Source organism: Ruegeria sp. CJ9 (assembly GCF_056536625.1).
Genome location: NZ_JBQFPY010000001.1, coordinates 420,906 through 436,109, shown reverse-complemented (window position 1 = coordinate 436,109; position 15,204 = coordinate 420,906). Strand labels below are relative to the sequence as shown.

Below are 15,204 nucleotides of genomic sequence, written 5' to 3'. Positions count from 1 at the left end.
AAATCTCCTGTTGGAATGTATGTTGCTGAATCTCTAGGCGATTGAGCGCGCGCGCACAACAATCCTGTCAGCGCATCCACAGGCCCTTGTTCTTGATTGTATTGCGAATGACCTGTTCGCGCTGGGGCAGGTTATCACGGTCGAACAGGTCCCGGATCTTGTGGCCCTTACGCTGCAAAACCAGCTTTTTGATCGGGTCATATCCCTTGAGAACCTTCTTGACCCGGTTGGGGGCCACGACGGTTTCAAGCACCTCAATCACATGGTCGCTTTCGCGGGCATAGAGCAGGGGGAACAGACGATAGTGGCAGCTGACCGATCCATCCAGCAGGCCCGGGGGCAGGGTATCCCGCCCGCCACCGAAGGAATGGACAACCAACGGCAGCGCGGCCTGATCCAGCCATGGGTCAAGGTTCTGCCCGGCCAGTTCGGGGATATTCCCATCCCGGATCGTGCGGGCAAAGTCCAGAAAACGCGTGCCGAACTTGCGCGGGCAGGAATAATAGAAATAGCCCGCGTTGAAGTACAAATACCGCCGCCAGTAATTCTGGGGCTGGCTGGTATCCAATGAGCTTTCGAAGTCCAGTTCGAACCGGTGATAGAGGGCGCTCCAGATACCATCGAAACTAGGGCCATACAGGGTGGGTTTGGGCCACGTCCCTTCGACCTTTTGCGAGGCGCCAGGTCGGTCAAAATCAAACGGTACCGAAGCCAGATCACCGGTGATCAGCGTATCGCTGTCAAAGAACACGAAAGGCTCGCCTTCTGGCAGCGCCAGCAATGCCTCGATCTTGTTGCCGTGGGGATAGCTGTTGCCGAAGACATGGTTGTCGAATGGCAGGATTTCCGCATCCAGTTGCCGCAACGCTTTCAGAACGTCCTCGTTCCGGATGCTTGGGTCTTGCGGCCAGCGCTGGCCGGGCTGTGGTACCGCCACAAACAGCCGACCCTCGAAATTCGGTGAGCTATGGCGCAGAGAGGCGGCAAACAGCAGTGCCTCATACTGTAGCCGGTTGTTTTGCCCGATGATGACGATGTTGAACTTCGGGTGGGTGGCCTGCATCGAATGACTTTCAGGTATCTGGCCGTTGACCGGCGCTGCTCGGGTTGAGTTTGACCTACATTACGCAGCTGGCTCCGTCAAAACCAGATGCCGGAAAAACCGGAATACGTGGCTGCAGTCTGCCCTGCGCAATCGGTCTTTGGGCACAACAGGAGTATCGAATGCCAATAAAACAGGCAATTTCCTCAGTAAAACGGGCGGAATTTTCCGGTTTTTTGATTTTTTGATGAATTTCTAAATTTTACCAATTGATAAAAAATCAGATTGTGGCAAGCTGAGAACATAACGAACATATCTACAGGGAGTAGAGCGATGGCACAGGGCCAGATTGCCCCCGGCATTGTCTCCGGGCGGCTTTCCAGCGATGAGCTGACATCGAATTTCACGGACTTGCACCCGCCATTGGCCACGCATGAGGCCGCAGTGGCCGCAGATCGGTGCTATTTCTGTTATGACGCGCCATGTGTGACGGCCTGTCCGACGGATATCGATATTCCGTTGTTCATGCGTCAGATTCAGGCAGGGCAACCTGAGGCGGCGGGTGAAACCATTCTGGCACAGAACATTCTGGGCGGCATGTGCGCCCGTGTCTGTCCGACCGAGACATTGTGCGAAGAGGCCTGCGTACGTGAAACGGCCGAAGGGGCCCCGGTCGAGATTGGCCGCCTTCAGCGGTATGCGACGGACAGCGTGATGGTTTCCGGGGATCACCCGTTTGAACGCGCCGCGTCAACTGGCAAGACTGTTGCTGTGATCGGGGCAGGGCCTGCTGGTCTGGCCTGCGCGCACCGCCTGGCGATGTTTGGGCATGACGTGGTGATCCACGAGGGCAAACCCAAGCCGGGCGGTCTGAACGAATATGGCATCGCTGCCTATAAGTCGACCAATGACTTTGCACAGGCCGAGGTGGACTGGCTGCTAAAGATCGGCGGTATCACGATCGAGACCGGCTCGGTTCTGGGTGAGGGTATCTCGCTGGACGGTCTGGTCGAAAATTACGACGCTGTCTTTTTGTCCATCGGTTTGGCCGGCGTGAACGCCCTGCGCGCACAAGGGGCTGATCTGGATGGCGTGCGCTTTGCCGTCGATTTCATCTCGGATGTGCGCCAGGCTTCTGATCTGGCGCATTTGCCGGTTGGTCGCAACGTCGTGGTGATCGGTGGCGGAATGACGGCCGTTGACGCCGCAGTGAAATCAAAACTGCTGGGGGCCGAGCATGTCACCATCGCTTATCGGCGTGGCCGCGATGCGATGGGGGCCAGCCGATATGAACAGGACCTCGCCTCATCCCACGGCGTCAAGATCATGACCAACGTGCAACCCGTTGCCGTTCATGGAAACGGGGCAGCGGCAGAGATCGAGCTGGAGTACACATCCAGCCATGACGGTCAGCTGTCGGGGACCGGAGAAATCATCCGCGTGCCCGCCGATCAGGTCCTCAAGGCGATTGGCCAGACGCTGGATGGCGCACCGGATGGATTGACGCTGGACGGCAACAAGATCGCCGTGACGGGCGCTGGGCGTACCTCGATGGATGGCGTCTGGGCCGGGGGCGATTGCGCAGCTGGTGGCGAAGACCTGACCGTAACCGCCGTGGCCGAGGGCCGCGATGCGGCGATGGACATCCACTCAACGCTTGTTTCGTGATAGGATGGGGCATTCACCCCATCCCATTCGCTGCTGAGGTATTCTCATGTCCCAGATCGAAAAAGCTGTTGCGCAACACTACACAACCGGTGCCCTCACGGAGCGTATGCGTGAGGCACTAAAGGCGAGTGGCATTGACCCAAACGCGGCCACAGTTGCAGACCTCAAAGCTGGTGATGAGTTCCACACAGGCGGGGTTCTGGCAACGGACAACCTGTTTGCCCAGCTTTCGCCGACCCATGCGACCCGTGTGCTGGATGTCGGGAGCGGCATCGGCGGGACGTCGCGCTACATCGTGGATCGCTATGACTCGACAGTGACCGGGGTCGACCTGACGCCTGAATTTGTCGAAACGGCCACTGCTTTGAGTGAACTTGTCGGGCATTCCGACAAAACAAGTTTTCTGGTGGGTAGCGCACTGGATTTGCCCGTGCCGGATGCGGGTTTTGATCTTGCCGTTATGATGCACGTTGGGATGAACATCGAAGACAAGGCGGGTCTTTTTGCAGAAGTGTCGCGCGCTCTGGCCTGGGATGGTTCCTTTGCCCTGTTTGATGTGATGGGAGGGGACGTGGACGAGCCGCTGGCCTTTCCTCTGCCCTGGTCAACTGTTGCCGAGACCTCTTTTGTAGATTCACCAGAGGTTTACAAGAACGCGGCGGCCTCGGCGGGTCTTGAGCTGGTAGCCGAGACAGACCGGACCGAGTTCGCGCTTGCTTTTTTCGAAGAAGTTTTCGCGCGCATCGCCGAGAGCGGCCCGCCCCCATTGGGCATCCACCTTATGATGGGCGAGACGGCGCCCGAAAAGTTTCAAAACTACGTCATGAACCTCAAGGCCGGGCGCATTCGCCCGACCGAAATGATATTCAAGAAATCCGGCTGAGCCGGGAAGGGAGAAGCTATGGCCGATCTGACAACAAACTTTCTGGGTATTTCCAGCCCCAACCCATACTGGTTGGCCTCGGCGCCACCGACGGATAAGGAATATAACGTCCGCCGTGCTTTTGAGGCCGGATGGGGCGGAGTTGTGTGGAAAACGCTCGGGGCCGAGGGACCTCCGGTCGTAAACGTCAACGGGCCGCGCTACGGCGCGATTTATGGCGCTGATCGTCGGCTTTTGGGCCTGAACAACATCGAACTGATCACCGATCGCCCGCTTGAGGTGAACCTTGAAGAAATGGCGCGGGTCAAGGCAGATTACCCGGACCGTGCTCTGATCGCTTCGATCATGGTGCCGTGCGAAGAAGAGGCATGGAAAGCCATTTTGCCGCGTGTGGCAGAAACAGGCGCAGACGGGATCGAGTTGAACTTCGGTTGCCCGCATGGGATGAGCGAGCGCGGTATGGGCTCGGCCGTGGGGCAGGTGCCGGAATACATCGAAATGGTGACCCGCTGGTGTAAGCAGTACTACGACCGCCCGGTTATCGTAAAGTTGACGCCGAACATCACCGATATCCGCAAGCCAGCTGAGGCGGCTAGAAATGGCGGCGCGGACGCGGTGTCGTTGATCAACACGATCAACTCGATCACCAGCGTCAATCTGGACACATTCAGCCCCGAGCCGTCGATTGATGGAAAGGGCAGCCACGGCGGGTATTGTGGCCCGGCGGTAAAGCCGATTGCCCTGTCGATGGTGTCCGAAATTGCCCGTGCCCAAGCCACGCAAGGCCTGCCGATATCCGGTATCGGTGGCGTGACCACGTGGCGCGATGCGGCTGAATTCATGGCGTTGGGATGTGGGACCGTGCAGGTGTGTACCGCCGCAATGACCTATGGGTTCAAGATTATCGACGAACTGACTGCCGGACTGTCCAAGTGGATGGATGAAAAGGGCTATACAGACGTATCGCAAGTCGTAGGTCTTGCTGTGCCGAATGTGACCGACTGGCAGTATCTGAATCTGAACTACGTTGCCAAGGCCAAGATCGACCAAGATCAGTGCATCAAATGCGGTCGCTGCTATGCCGCGTGTGAAGACACCAGCCATCAGGCGATTTCAATGTCCGAAGATCGGGTTTTTGAGGTCATGGATGACGAATGCGTCGCCTGTAATCTGTGCGTGGATGTCTGCCCGGTGGACGGGTGTATCTCAATGGAGCCGATGACAGCCGGTGAGGTCGATCCGCGTACCGGAGATGAAGTGCAGCCTGGCTATGCCAACTGGACGACGCATCCCAATAATCCAATGGCGAAAGCGGCCGAGTAGATTGGTTAACTGAAACAAAGACAAGGGGCTGGTATAGGCCAGCCCTTTTCAAATGGCTCAGAAAATTTGAGCGATCCTGCAGGTCTGGTCAATGTTCGCTCTCGATAGGCTATCGGGAATCAAAAAACGACCGAAGCCCTTCTGAAACGCGCCCGCTCGTAAAGCCAAAGCTATCCATTGGGAATCGCGAACTAGATGGAAAATCGCCGTAAGCTAACTGTCGACAAGCTCATAATGTCTGATTGAGCGCGACTCGACCAGTTCAGCTTCCATAGGATCAATATGAGGGCTGGAAATATCGTCACCTACAAAAGCCTTCAGAGACTCAAGGTCTTCCCAAACCATAACAAAACTAAACTCTCTGGGTGTATCGGCACGCGGCGCCCCGGGTATGACCTGAACTATCCCTTTCGTTCCCTTCATGAGCGGGATCGCCGTCTCGTGAAAGAACTTCCCGAACTCTTCTTCTTTGCCGGGGCGTGTAACGACCTGAAATATGCGAATGATCATGCAGTCACCTTCCTTTCGGTGTTGCTGCCGCATGAAAGTCACCTCAATTGACCCAGTATATCATGGCAAGATGGAATGGTCTGCCAAGGGTTCCGTGAGACTGTTTTTCTAGGGTGCCAGAAGTTTGCGATAAAGCGTATCAATAAACGGTTCAGCACCTGCGAACGGATCCTCGTTGCCCAGAATGGCACGGACCTGCACATCGAAATCGGCGTAGTGCTGCGTCAAGGCCCAGATTGAAAAGATCAGATGATAGGGATGCAGGCGCGCAATTTTGCCCTCATCCATCCATTGCGTCAGGATCGTGGTTTTATCGTCCACCAGCGCCTTAAGGTCATTCGACAAAGCCTCGTGAATGCGCGGTGCGCCCTGAACAAGCTCGTTCGCGAACAGGCGGCTTTCACGCGGCAACTCACGGCTCATCTGCAATTTGCGGCGGATGTAGGACAGGATTTCCTCCATCGGGTCTCCGTCGGCATCCAACTCGTGTAAGGGGGCCAACCATGTGTCCAACAGCCCCGAAAGCAGGGCAGTATGGATCGCCTCTTTCGACGGGAAATAATACAGTAAATTCGGCTTGCTTAGCCCAGCTTCGGCAGCAATCTGATCAACAGTTGCGCCGCGAAATCCGTGGGCGGAAAACACGTTCAGCGCGGCCTCGAGAATCGCAGCGCGGTTCTTTCTCTGTATTCGGGTCGGGGCGCGATCCTTGGGCATGTTTCCAGCGTGTCTCTTTTTTTGCCATGCGGGGGCCAATTATGCCGAAAATTCCGGCGGCACCATGCAATTTCTTGACTGATCTCGAACCCGTGATAGCGTGAGTTTGACCAGATGGTCAAATCAAGACACCAAAAGCGATCCAAATCGCAAGCAACAGGGAAGACACCAATGGCAGCTCCGGCGCAAAACCTCAGGATCAATGGCGACAGACTTTGGGATAGCCTGATGGAGATGGCAAAGATTGGCCCCGGTGTTGCTGGGGGCAACAACCGCCAGACCCTGACGGATGAGGATGCTGAAGGGCGCGCCTTGTTCCAGAAATGGTGCAAGGACGCGGGCTGTACAATGGGCCTGGATCAAATGGGCAATATGTTTGCTCGCCGAGAGGGGACTGACCCCGAGGCTCTGCCGGTTTATGTAGGTTCACATCTGGATACGCAGCCGACCGGCGGGAAATATGACGGCGTGCTGGGCGTGCTGGGCGGGTTAGAGATCATACGGACGCTGAATGATCTGGACATCAAAACCAAACACCCCATCGTGGCGACCAACTGGACCAACGAAGAGGGCACACGTTACGCGCCGGCTATGTTGTCTTCGGGCGTTTTTGCTGGAATGCACACGCAGGATTGGGCCTATGACCGCGAGGATGCCGAGGGCAAAAAGTTTGGTGATGAACTGAATCGCATCGGCTGGCGGGGCGACGAAGAGGTCGGCGCACGCAAGATGCACGCTTTCTTTGAGCTGCATATCGAACAAGGGCCGATCCTTGAGGCCGAAGGTAAGGATATTGGCGTTGTCACACATGGGCAGGGCCTAAGCTGGACGCAAATCACCGTGACGGGCAAGGACTCCCATACTGGGTCGACCCCGATGCCAATGCGCAAGAATGCTGGCCTTGCGATGGCACGCATCCTTGAGAAAGTGGATGAAATCGCCTGGTCGCATGCGCCCCATGCGGTCGGTGCAGCAGGGCATATCGATGTCTATCCGAACTCTCGCAACGTGATCCCCGGCAAGGCTGTTTTCACGGTCGATTTCCGCTCACCCGAATTGGACGTGATCACCGACATGGTTAACCGCCTGCGTGTTGCCGCCGAAGATATCGTCGAAGAGATGGGCCTGCAGATCGAATTCGAGAAAGTTGGCGGCTTTGACCCTGTGACGTTCGACGAGGGGTGCGTAAAGGCGGTTCGCGATGCGGCTGAGAGGTTGGGGTATTCGCACACCGACATCATCTCGGGTGCAGGACATGATGCGTGCTGGATCAACCGAGTGGCACCAACCGCGATGGTAATGTGCCCGTGCGTTGATGGGCTGAGCCACAACGAGGCCGAAGAGATCAGTAAAGACTGGGCGGCCGCCGGGGCAGATGTTCTGTTTCATGCGGTCGTCGAAACCGCAGAGATTGTGGAGTAAGGGACGCTGCCCCTGTCGCCCGAAAAGCGACTCACCCGAGGTATTTTGGCCAGATGAAGCAAGCGGCGCAGACCGCGTCAGGGAGATTAAAATGAGCACTGTTATCAAAAACGGAACCGTCGTGACCGCCGATCTTTCCTATAAGGCGGATGTGCTGGTCGAAGGCGGTGTGATCACCGAGATCGGAATGGATCTTAAGGGCGACAAAGTGCTTGATGCGACGGGGTGTTACGTGATGCCCGGTGGGATTGACCCGCACACGCATCTTGAGATGCCGTTCATGGGAACCTATTCCAGCGATGATTTCGAAAGCGGGACGCGAGCGGCGCTGGCCGGGGGCACCACGATGGTGGTCGATTTCGCGCTGCCAAACCCCGGTGAGGGTCTGCTTGATGCCTTGAAGCGCTGGGATAACAAGTCGACCCGTGCAAACTGCGATTACTCCTTCCATATGGCGGTGACCTGGTGGGGTGAACAGGTGTTTGACGACATCAAAACGGTGATCGAGACGCGCGGCATCAATACGTTCAAGCACTTCATGGCCTACAAGGGCGCACTGATGGTGAATGACGATGAGTTGTTTGCCTCGTTCAAGCGATTGGCTGAGTTGGGTGGAATCGCGATGGTGCATGCTGAAAACGGCGATGTCGTGGCTGAGTTAAGCGCCAAGCTGCTGGCCGAAGGAAATACAGGCCCCGAAGCGCATGCGTATTCGCGACCGCCACAGGTTGAAGGCGAGGCGACCAACCGGGCCATTATGATTGCCGATATGGCGGGCGTGCCGCTTTACGTGGTGCATACTTCCTGTGAAGAGGCGCATGAAGCCATTCGCCGGGCCAAGATGAATGGAAAACGGGTGTGGGGTGAGCCTCTGATCCAGCACCTGACGTTGGATGAAAGCGAGTATTTCCATCAGGATTGGGACCACGCGGCGCGGCGCGTCATGAGCCCCCCGTTCCGGAACAAACAGCATCAGGACAGTCTGTGGAACGGATTGCATTCCGGGACATTGAGCGTTGTGGCCACTGACCATTGCGCCTTTACCACCGACCAAAAGCGTTTTGGCGTCGGTGACTTTACCAAGATACCGAATGGGACCGGTGGGCTGGAGGATCGGATGCCGATGCTGTGGACCCATGGTGTGAATACGGGGCGTTTGACGATGAATGAGTTTGTGGCCGTGACTTCAACAAACATCGCCAAAATATTGAATTGCTATCCTAAAAAGGGTGCGATCCTTGTGGGGGCGGATGCCGATATCGTTGTATGGGACCCTGAGAAAGCCAAAACGATCAGCGCTGATACCCAGCAATCCTCGATCGATTACAACGTGTTCGAGGGTAAAGAGGTCAAAGGTCTGCCGCGCTTTACGCTGACCCGTGGACAGGTGGCCGTGCATGACGGTGAAATCCGCACGCAGGAAGGGCATGGAGAGTTTGTAGCGCGCGAGCCCAATGGTCACGTGAACAAGGCGCTGAGTACGTGGAAAGAGCTGACTGCGCCGCGCCCGGTTGAGCGGACGGGCATTCCGGCGACGGGTGTCTGATTGCGCAGGGATTGTCACCAAGGCACCCTAAAGCCAAACCTTTTCAAGGCAATGGAATGAATACTGAAAGCACTACCCAGCCCGTAATCGAGGCAAGGCAGTTGGACCTTACCTTCCAAACAAACGACGGGCCAATCCATGCGCTCAAGGATGTGAACCTGACAGTCGACAAAGGCGATTTCGTCAGTTTCATCGGCCCCTCGGGTTGTGGTAAAACCACCTTTCTGCGCTGTATCGCGGCGCTGGAAACACCGACAGGGGGAACGTTAACCGTCAACGGAATGACGCCGGATGAGGCGCGGCGGAACCGGGCCTATGGCTATGTGTTTCAGGCGGCGGGGCTATATCCTTGGCGGACCATTGCCAAGAACATTAAACTACCCTTGGAAATCATGGGTTATTCCGCCAGCGAGCAGGAAGAGAGGGTTAAAAAAGTTCTGGAACTTGTTGATCTGGAAGGGTTTGGCGGGAAATTCCCCTGGCAGCTTTCTGGCGGCATGCAGCAACGCGCCAGCATTGCGCGGGCCCTGGCTTTTGACGCCGATATCCTTTTGATGGATGAGCCCTTTGGCGCACTGGATGAGATCGTGCGCGATCACCTGAACGAACAGCTTCTGGCACTTTGGGCGCGCACTGAAAAGACCATCGGTTTCGTGACGCACTCGATCCCCGAGGCGGTGTATCTCAGCACAAAGATCGTGGTGATGAGCCCGCGACCGGGGCGGATCACTGATGTGATCGACAGCCCTCTGCCAAAGGAACGGCCGCTGGATATCCGCGACACGTCGGAATTCATCGAAGTAGCCCATCGTGTGCGCGAGGGGCTGCGGGCGGGGCATACGGATGACTAGTGCAGGGATCAAAGCTGTCTGGGCCGTCTTGACTGTTGTAGGCGTCATTATCCTGTTCTGGTATGCCGCCAGCGTGCCGATGAACATCAAAGGTGTTCTGACTGAATTCGAACGAGCCGGGGAACAGGTCGATCCGCCCAAAGCTGTTGACCGCCGCGACATGAGCGAGTTCGAGTTGGTCATCGACAACCCCTATGCCATTGATGAGACTTGGGAACAGGACCGACCGCGTTTGCCCGCACCGCATCAGGTGGCCGAAGAGCTGTGGGACACCACGGTCGAGAAGAAAATCACCTCGAAAAGATCATTGATCTATCATTCCTGGGTGACACTCAGCGCCACTATTCTGGGTTTTGCGATTGGCACCGGGTTGGGCATTCTGCTGGCAGTGGGAATTGTACACAGCCGAGTGATGGACCTGTCGGTCATGCCCTGGGCCATTGTTAGCCAAACCATTCCAATCATCGCGCTGGCCCCGATGATCATTGTGGTGCTGTATTCGATAGGTATTCAGGGGATCATCCCCAAGGCGATCATCTCGGCCTACCTTAGCTTTTTCCCCGTCGTGGTCGGTATGGTGAAGGGGCTGCGCAGCCCCGATGCGATGCAATTGGACCTGTTGCGCACGTATAACGCCAGTCGGTCTCAGGGGTTCTGGAAGCTGCGCTTACCAGCGTCGATGCCGTATCTGTTTACTTCGCTGAAAATCGGAATCGCGGCCTCACTGGTCGGGGCTATCGTCGGAGAGCTGCCGACAGGGGCCGTGGCTGGTTTGGGTGCGCGACTGCTGGCCGGCAGCTATTACGGTCAGACCGTACAAATCTGGTCGGCGTTGTTTGCGGCGGCCATCCTGGCGGCCTGTCTGGTCGGGCTGTTGGGTCTGATCGAGCGGACGGTCCTGAAACGGATGGGGATGGCGCAATGATATCTGTTCTTGGTGCAATTGGCGTCTGGCTGTTTGGCTGGTGGTTGAACAGCCGCCTGGCCAGTGGCCCCTATGCCGATACAAAGACGGTGCGGTTTTTGGCGCCGCTGATCTTTGGACTGACCGTGATTGCAATTTGGGAACTGCTGGTGCGCGGGCTTGATGTGCCGTTGGTCATTTTGCCTGCACCGTCAGTGATCGCTGTGCGCTTTGCTGACAGCCTTCCAATCCTGTGGGCGGATTTCGTGCAAACCATCATCAAAGGCGCGCTGAGCGGTTACATTATCGGTTGCGGATCGGCCTTCCTGATGGCGATCGCCGTGGATCGCTGGGATTTCCTGCGCCTCGGATTGTTGCCGGTCGGGAACTTTGTGGCGGCCCTGCCTATTGTCGGGACGGCCCCCATTCTGGTGATGTGGTTCGGGTTCGACTGGCATTCCAAGGCGGCGGTGGTCGTGGTGATGGTGTTCTTTCCGATGCTGGTGAACACCGTAGCAGGTCTGCGCGAAGCGACCACCATGCAACGCGACCTGATGGAGACCTATGCCGCGACCTATTGGCAGAGCTTTCTGAAACTGCGCTTGCCCGCGGCGATGCCGTTTGTTTTCAATGGGCTAAAGATTTCTACCACTCTGGCGCTGATCGGCGCTATCGTGGCCGAGTTCTTTGGCTCTCCAACTCTGGGCATGGGCTTTCGGATATCGACCAGTGTCGGGCAACTGTCACTGGATATGGTCTGGGCCGAGATTGTCGTGGCTGCTTTGGCCGGGACGGCGTTTTATGGGCTGGTCGCCATGATCGAAAAGGGGGTGACATTCTGGCACCCGTCGCAACGCGGATAAATGGAAATTAACAGACCCCCAAAATGGGGCGCCAACAACAACTAGGAGATATGAAGATGAACAAGCTACTCAGCGGGGTGATCGCTGCCTTTAGCCTGACTGCCGGCGCAGCGCTGGCCGCAGATGAGGTGACTTTGCAACTCAAGTGGGTCACTCAGGCGCAGTTCGCGGGTTATTATGTGGCCAAAGACAAAGGGTTCTACGAGGAAGAGGGACTGGACGTCACCATTTTGCCTGGCGGCCCGGATATCGCACCGACTCAGGTCATTGCCGGCGGTGGTGCGGATGTGACCGTCGAATGGATGCCCGCCGCACTGGCCGCACGCGAAAAGGGTCTGCCCCTCGTGAATATCGCGCAGCCGTTCAAAAGCTCAGGCATGATGTTGACCTGCTGGAAAGATGCCGGGATTTCCTCGCCCGAGGATCTAAAGAACCGCACGCTGGGTGTTTGGTTTTTTGGTAATGAATTCCCGTTCATGAGCTGGATGAGCCAGTTGGGTATCGACACCGGTGGCAAAAGTGAAAACGGCGTCGAGGTTCTGAAACAGGGCTTCAACGTTGATCCTTTGCTGCAGCGTCAGGCCGATTGCATTAGCACCATGACCTATAATGAATATTGGCAGGTCATCGATGCTGGCGTCAGCCCGGATGAGCTGGTCACTTTTAAGTACGAAGACCAGGGCGTGGCGACGCTGGAGGACGGTTTGTATGTGCTTGAGGAAAACTTGGGTGACGCGGCCTTTGTTGAAAAAATGGAGCGTTTTGTTCGTGCTTCGATGAAAGGCTGGAAATACGCTGAAGAACACCCTGATGAGGCAGCCGACATCGTGCTTGAGAATGACGCGACCGGTGCCCAGACCGAAGAGCATCAGAAGCGCATGATGGGCGAGATTGCCAAACTGACCGCGGGTTCGAATGGCGCGTTGGATCCGGCCGATTTTGAACGTACCGTGGGTACCTTGCTGGCAGGTGGGTCTGACCCAGTGATCACCAAGCAGCCCGACGGGGCCTGGACACATCAGATCACAGATGCGGCGCTGAACTGATCCCAGTTCAATTGCCTGAACACGCGCGGCTCCAATTGGGGCCGCGTTTTCGTTTGGGGATGTCGGAATCGTGTCTGTACTTGGTGAGTAAATGGTCTAGTATCTTTATGAAATTAGGCGCATTTTGTACGAAATGTTCGATATGTGGTAGAAAATGCAGGGATTTGCATCAGAATTCAACTCGGCAATGACTCTGATCCTCAATGGGGATGCAGAGTTGTGGGCGATTGTGTTGCTGTCCCTGGAAGTTTCCATCTTTGCCGTGCTGATTTCTGCGTTGATTGGCATGCCCGTTGGTGCGGCTTTGGCGGTCGCTCGGTTTCCGGGACGTCGAATTCTGATCGTGCTGATGAATGCTTTGATGGGGTTCCCACCGGTCGTTGTCGGGCTGCTGGTCTATCTGATGCTGTCGCGTTCAGGGCCGTTGGGTGTGCTTGAGTTACTGTATACACCGACCGCGATGATCATTGCGCAGGTGGTTCTAGTTACCCCCATCATCGCAGCGTTGACCCGGCAAGTGGTCGAATTGCTGGCCGAGGAGTATTCGGAACAGCTCCGCTCACTGGGGGTGTCCCGGCTGGCATCGGTTCCGGTGCTGTTGTGGGATGCGCGATTGGCGCTGGTGACCGCACTGCTAGCTGGGTTTGGTCGGGCCATTGCCGAGGTCGGTGCGGTGATCATAGTTGGCGGCAACATCAATCACGTGACGCGTGTTATGACGACGACCATTGCTTTGGAGACCTCTAAGGGCAATCTGGCGCTGGCGTTGGCACTGGGGGCGATCCTGATCGGTATCGCGGTGGCGGTGAACGCCATGGTCAGCACGCTCAGCCTGCGAGCCGAGCAGGAGGGGTTGCGCCATGCGTGATTTGACTTTGCAGTTGGCCAGTTGTTTGTCGGTTGATGGGATGCGGATCACCCGTAAAGGCAAGGCCTTGTTGGATGTGCCGCAGCTTATCCTTGATGGTCCGGGGCCAACCTTGATCCTTGGGCCGAATGGATCGGGCAAAAGCCTGCTGCTGCGCTGTCTGCATGGGCTAATTGTGCCGGATCGCGGGCAGGTCCGGCAGGATGGTGTCGAGCTGAATGCTGACCACAAGGCGCGGCAGGCGATGGTGTTTCAGCAGCCCGTGCTGTTGCGCCGGACCGTTGCTTCCAACCTGGATTTTGTGCTGAAGCGCCAGGGTATACCCCGTAGCACGCGCAAGTCCCGGATCGAGGAATTGCTGACCGAAGGCGGCCTGGATGGCAAAGCCCGCCAATCCGCCCGGTCCCTGTCAGGGGGAGAAGCACAGCGGCTGGCCATTCTACGCGCCCTCGCGCTGGACCCAGAGACGTTGTTTCTGGATGAACCCACCAGCGCGCTTGATCCCAATGCCACGCAGATGATCGAAAGGATGATCCTGCGCGCCTCAACCCGGGGTGTCCGCATCGTTATGGTGACGCATGACATCGGGCAGGCCCGGCGGTTAGCCGCCGATATCGTGATGATGCAGGGCGGTCACGTGGTTGAACATGGGGCGGCCAAACAGGTACTGGATGCCCCCAAAAGCGACGCCGCACGCCGATATCTGGTTGGCGGGCTAGTCACTTAAACAATAACGGAGATCTAAATGATCCGAACTTTTTTTCGAGCAGCTCTTTTCGCCGTTGGTTTGACCACTGCGTCCGCCAACGCCGAGGAACCCTTTATCGTGGTGCAATCGACGACGTCCACTCAGAATTCGGGTTTGCTGGATTACATCCTGCCGGGGTTCGAGGCCGAGACGGGTATTGACGTACGTGTTGTTGCCGTGGGCACCGGTCAGGCGATCCGCAATGCCATCAACGGGGATGGGGACGTGTTGCTGGTGCATTCCAGACCAGCCGAGGAACAATTCGTTGACGACGGTTGGGGGGTCGAGCGGTTTGACGTGATGTACAACGATTTTGTTCTGGTCGGGCCAAAATCCGATCCGGCCAAGGTGCGGGGTGGCATGGATATCGTTGAGGCGCTGGTTGCGGTGTCCGAAGCCGAAGCGCCTTTTGCCTCGCGCGGAGATGACAGCGGAACGCACAAGGCCGAGATGCGCCTCTGGGATTGGGCGGGTGCCGATCCGACCGCCGCATCGGGGACGTGGTACCGCGAGACCGGCTCGGGCATGGGGGCGACTTTGAACGTGGCCAGCGGGATGGGGGCCTATGTGCTGACGGATCGCGCCACGTGGCAATCCTTTGGCAACAGGGGGGATCTAGAGGTTCTGGTCGAGGGTGACCCGCGTCTATTCAATCAGTACGGTATCATCCTTGTGAACCCGGATAAGCATCCGCAGGTCCGGGCCGCAGCGGGTCAACGATTCATTGACTGGCTGATCGGCCCCGACGGGCAGGCGGCCATTGCGTCTTACAAGCTGGATGGTGAGCAGTTGTTCTTTCCCAACGCCGAGTGA

Annotated in this window: 15 protein-coding genes; 12 read left to right on the top strand and 3 right to left on the bottom strand. The window is 57.0% G+C overall.

Going from position 1 to position 15,204, the window contains the following annotated elements:
- Window positions 1–67: 67 nt before the first annotated feature.
- A complete protein-coding gene (locus ACR0AJ_RS02175) occupies window positions 68–1,063 on the bottom strand; it encodes a hypothetical protein (RefSeq protein ID WP_480739972.1) in 996 nt (331 codons plus the stop codon).
- 312 nt (window positions 1,064–1,375) lie between these two features.
- On the opposite strand from ACR0AJ_RS02175, the gene ACR0AJ_RS02170 reads away from it, so the two are divergent.
- From ACR0AJ_RS02170 to preA, 3 genes are read left to right on the top strand one after another with little or no spacing between them, the layout of a single operon-like run.
- Entirely contained in the window at window positions 1,376–2,710 is a 1,335-nt protein-coding gene (locus ACR0AJ_RS02170; protein WP_170348393.1) for an NAD(P)-dependent oxidoreductase, read from the top strand.
- Between the two features lie 46 nt (window positions 2,711–2,756).
- On the top strand, window positions 2,757–3,593 hold the full coding sequence (locus tag ACR0AJ_RS02165) for a methyltransferase domain-containing protein (RefSeq protein WP_480687533.1): 837 nt from the start codon (window positions 2,757–2,759) through the stop codon (window positions 3,591–3,593).
- Window positions 3,594–3,611: 18 nt separating this feature from the next.
- Window positions 3,612–4,916 (top strand): NAD-dependent dihydropyrimidine dehydrogenase subunit PreA, encoded by a 1,305-nt coding sequence (gene preA, locus ACR0AJ_RS02160; protein WP_480646372.1) that lies wholly within the window; start codon window positions 3,612–3,614, stop codon window positions 4,914–4,916.
- 213 nt (window positions 4,917–5,129) lie between these two features.
- On the opposite strand, the gene ACR0AJ_RS02155 is transcribed toward preA, so the two are convergent.
- Together ACR0AJ_RS02155 and ACR0AJ_RS02150 are read right to left on the bottom strand one after the other, a co-directional pair.
- Window positions 5,130–5,426 carry a putative quinol monooxygenase gene (locus tag ACR0AJ_RS02155; RefSeq protein WP_170348396.1) on the bottom strand — a complete coding sequence of 99 codons (297 nt, stop codon included), beginning with the start codon at window positions 5,424–5,426 and terminating at the stop codon, window positions 5,130–5,132.
- Between the two features lie 108 nt (window positions 5,427–5,534).
- On the bottom strand, window positions 5,535–6,143 hold the full coding sequence (locus ACR0AJ_RS02150) for a TetR family transcriptional regulator C-terminal domain-containing protein (protein ID WP_170348397.1): 609 nt from the start codon (window positions 6,141–6,143) through the stop codon (window positions 5,535–5,537).
- Window positions 6,144–6,314: 171 nt separating this feature from the next.
- On the opposite strand from ACR0AJ_RS02150, the gene ACR0AJ_RS02145 reads away from it, so the two are divergent.
- From ACR0AJ_RS02145 to ACR0AJ_RS02105, 9 genes are all read left to right on the top strand, one after another.
- Window positions 6,315–7,565 (top strand): Zn-dependent hydrolase, encoded by a 1,251-nt coding sequence (locus ACR0AJ_RS02145; protein ID WP_170374898.1) that lies wholly within the window; start codon window positions 6,315–6,317, stop codon window positions 7,563–7,565.
- Window positions 7,566–7,656: 91 nt separating this feature from the next.
- Window positions 7,657–9,111 carry a dihydropyrimidinase gene (hydA, locus tag ACR0AJ_RS02140; protein WP_170357995.1) on the top strand — a complete coding sequence of 485 codons (1,455 nt, stop codon included), beginning with the start codon at window positions 7,657–7,659 and terminating at the stop codon, window positions 9,109–9,111.
- Window positions 9,112–9,167: 56 nt separating this feature from the next.
- Entirely contained in the window at window positions 9,168–9,962 is a 795-nt protein-coding gene (locus ACR0AJ_RS02135) for an ABC transporter ATP-binding protein (RefSeq protein ID WP_480739970.1), read from the top strand.
- A 7-nt stretch (window positions 9,963–9,969) separates the two neighbouring features.
- On the top strand, window positions 9,970–10,887 hold the full coding sequence (locus tag ACR0AJ_RS02130) for an ABC transporter permease (RefSeq protein ID WP_170376093.1): 918 nt from the start codon (window positions 9,970–9,972) through the stop codon (window positions 10,885–10,887).
- Window positions 10,884–11,729 carry an ABC transporter permease gene (locus ACR0AJ_RS02125; protein ID WP_170409473.1) on the top strand — a complete coding sequence of 282 codons (846 nt, stop codon included), beginning with the start codon at window positions 10,884–10,886 and terminating at the stop codon, window positions 11,727–11,729. The genes ACR0AJ_RS02130 and ACR0AJ_RS02125 overlap by 4 nt, the downstream gene beginning before the upstream one ends.
- A gap of 56 nt (window positions 11,730–11,785) precedes the next feature.
- Window positions 11,786–12,775 (top strand): ABC transporter substrate-binding protein, encoded by a 990-nt coding sequence (locus ACR0AJ_RS02120; protein WP_170374904.1) that lies wholly within the window; start codon window positions 11,786–11,788, stop codon window positions 12,773–12,775.
- A 154-nt stretch (window positions 12,776–12,929) separates the two neighbouring features.
- Complete coding sequence (locus ACR0AJ_RS02115) at window positions 12,930–13,643, top strand: ABC transporter permease (protein WP_170374906.1); 714 nt, start codon at window positions 12,930–12,932, stop codon at window positions 13,641–13,643.
- Window positions 13,636–14,370: an ATP-binding cassette domain-containing protein gene (locus ACR0AJ_RS02110; protein WP_480739968.1), complete on the top strand. Its 735-nt coding sequence runs from the start codon at window positions 13,636–13,638 to the stop codon at window positions 14,368–14,370. Before ACR0AJ_RS02115 ends, ACR0AJ_RS02110 begins: the two co-directional genes overlap by 8 nt.
- Window positions 14,371–14,388: 18 nt before the next feature.
- A complete protein-coding gene (locus tag ACR0AJ_RS02105; RefSeq protein WP_480739966.1) occupies window positions 14,389–15,204 on the top strand; it encodes an ABC transporter substrate-binding protein in 816 nt (271 codons plus the stop codon).

Coding starts and splice junctions, on each gene's coding strand:
- ACR0AJ_RS02175 (WP_480739972.1), bottom strand. CDS start 1,063: ATGCAGGCCACCCACCCGAAGTTCAACATCGTCATCATCGGGCAAAAC.
- ACR0AJ_RS02170 (WP_170348393.1), top strand. CDS start 1,376: ATGGCACAGGGCCAGATTGCCCCCGGCATTGTCTCCGGGCGGCTTTCC.
- ACR0AJ_RS02165 (WP_480687533.1), top strand. CDS start 2,757: ATGTCCCAGATCGAAAAAGCTGTTGCGCAACACTACACAACCGGTGCC.
- preA (WP_480646372.1), top strand. CDS start 3,612: ATGGCCGATCTGACAACAAACTTTCTGGGTATTTCCAGCCCCAACCCA.
- ACR0AJ_RS02155 (WP_170348396.1), bottom strand. CDS start 5,426: ATGATCATTCGCATATTTCAGGTCGTTACACGCCCCGGCAAAGAAGAA.
- ACR0AJ_RS02150 (WP_170348397.1), bottom strand. CDS start 6,143: ATGCCCAAGGATCGCGCCCCGACCCGAATACAGAGAAAGAACCGCGCT.
- ACR0AJ_RS02145 (WP_170374898.1), top strand. CDS start 6,315: ATGGCAGCTCCGGCGCAAAACCTCAGGATCAATGGCGACAGACTTTGG.
- hydA (WP_170357995.1), top strand. CDS start 7,657: ATGAGCACTGTTATCAAAAACGGAACCGTCGTGACCGCCGATCTTTCC.
- ACR0AJ_RS02135 (WP_480739970.1), top strand. CDS start 9,168: ATGAATACTGAAAGCACTACCCAGCCCGTAATCGAGGCAAGGCAGTTG.
- ACR0AJ_RS02125 (WP_170409473.1), top strand. CDS start 10,884: ATGATATCTGTTCTTGGTGCAATTGGCGTCTGGCTGTTTGGCTGGTGG.
- ACR0AJ_RS02120 (WP_170374904.1), top strand. CDS start 11,786: ATGAACAAGCTACTCAGCGGGGTGATCGCTGCCTTTAGCCTGACTGCC.
- ACR0AJ_RS02115 (WP_170374906.1), top strand. CDS start 12,930: ATGCAGGGATTTGCATCAGAATTCAACTCGGCAATGACTCTGATCCTC.
- ACR0AJ_RS02110 (WP_480739968.1), top strand. CDS start 13,636: ATGCGTGATTTGACTTTGCAGTTGGCCAGTTGTTTGTCGGTTGATGGG.
- ACR0AJ_RS02105 (WP_480739966.1), top strand. CDS start 14,389: ATGATCCGAACTTTTTTTCGAGCAGCTCTTTTCGCCGTTGGTTTGACC.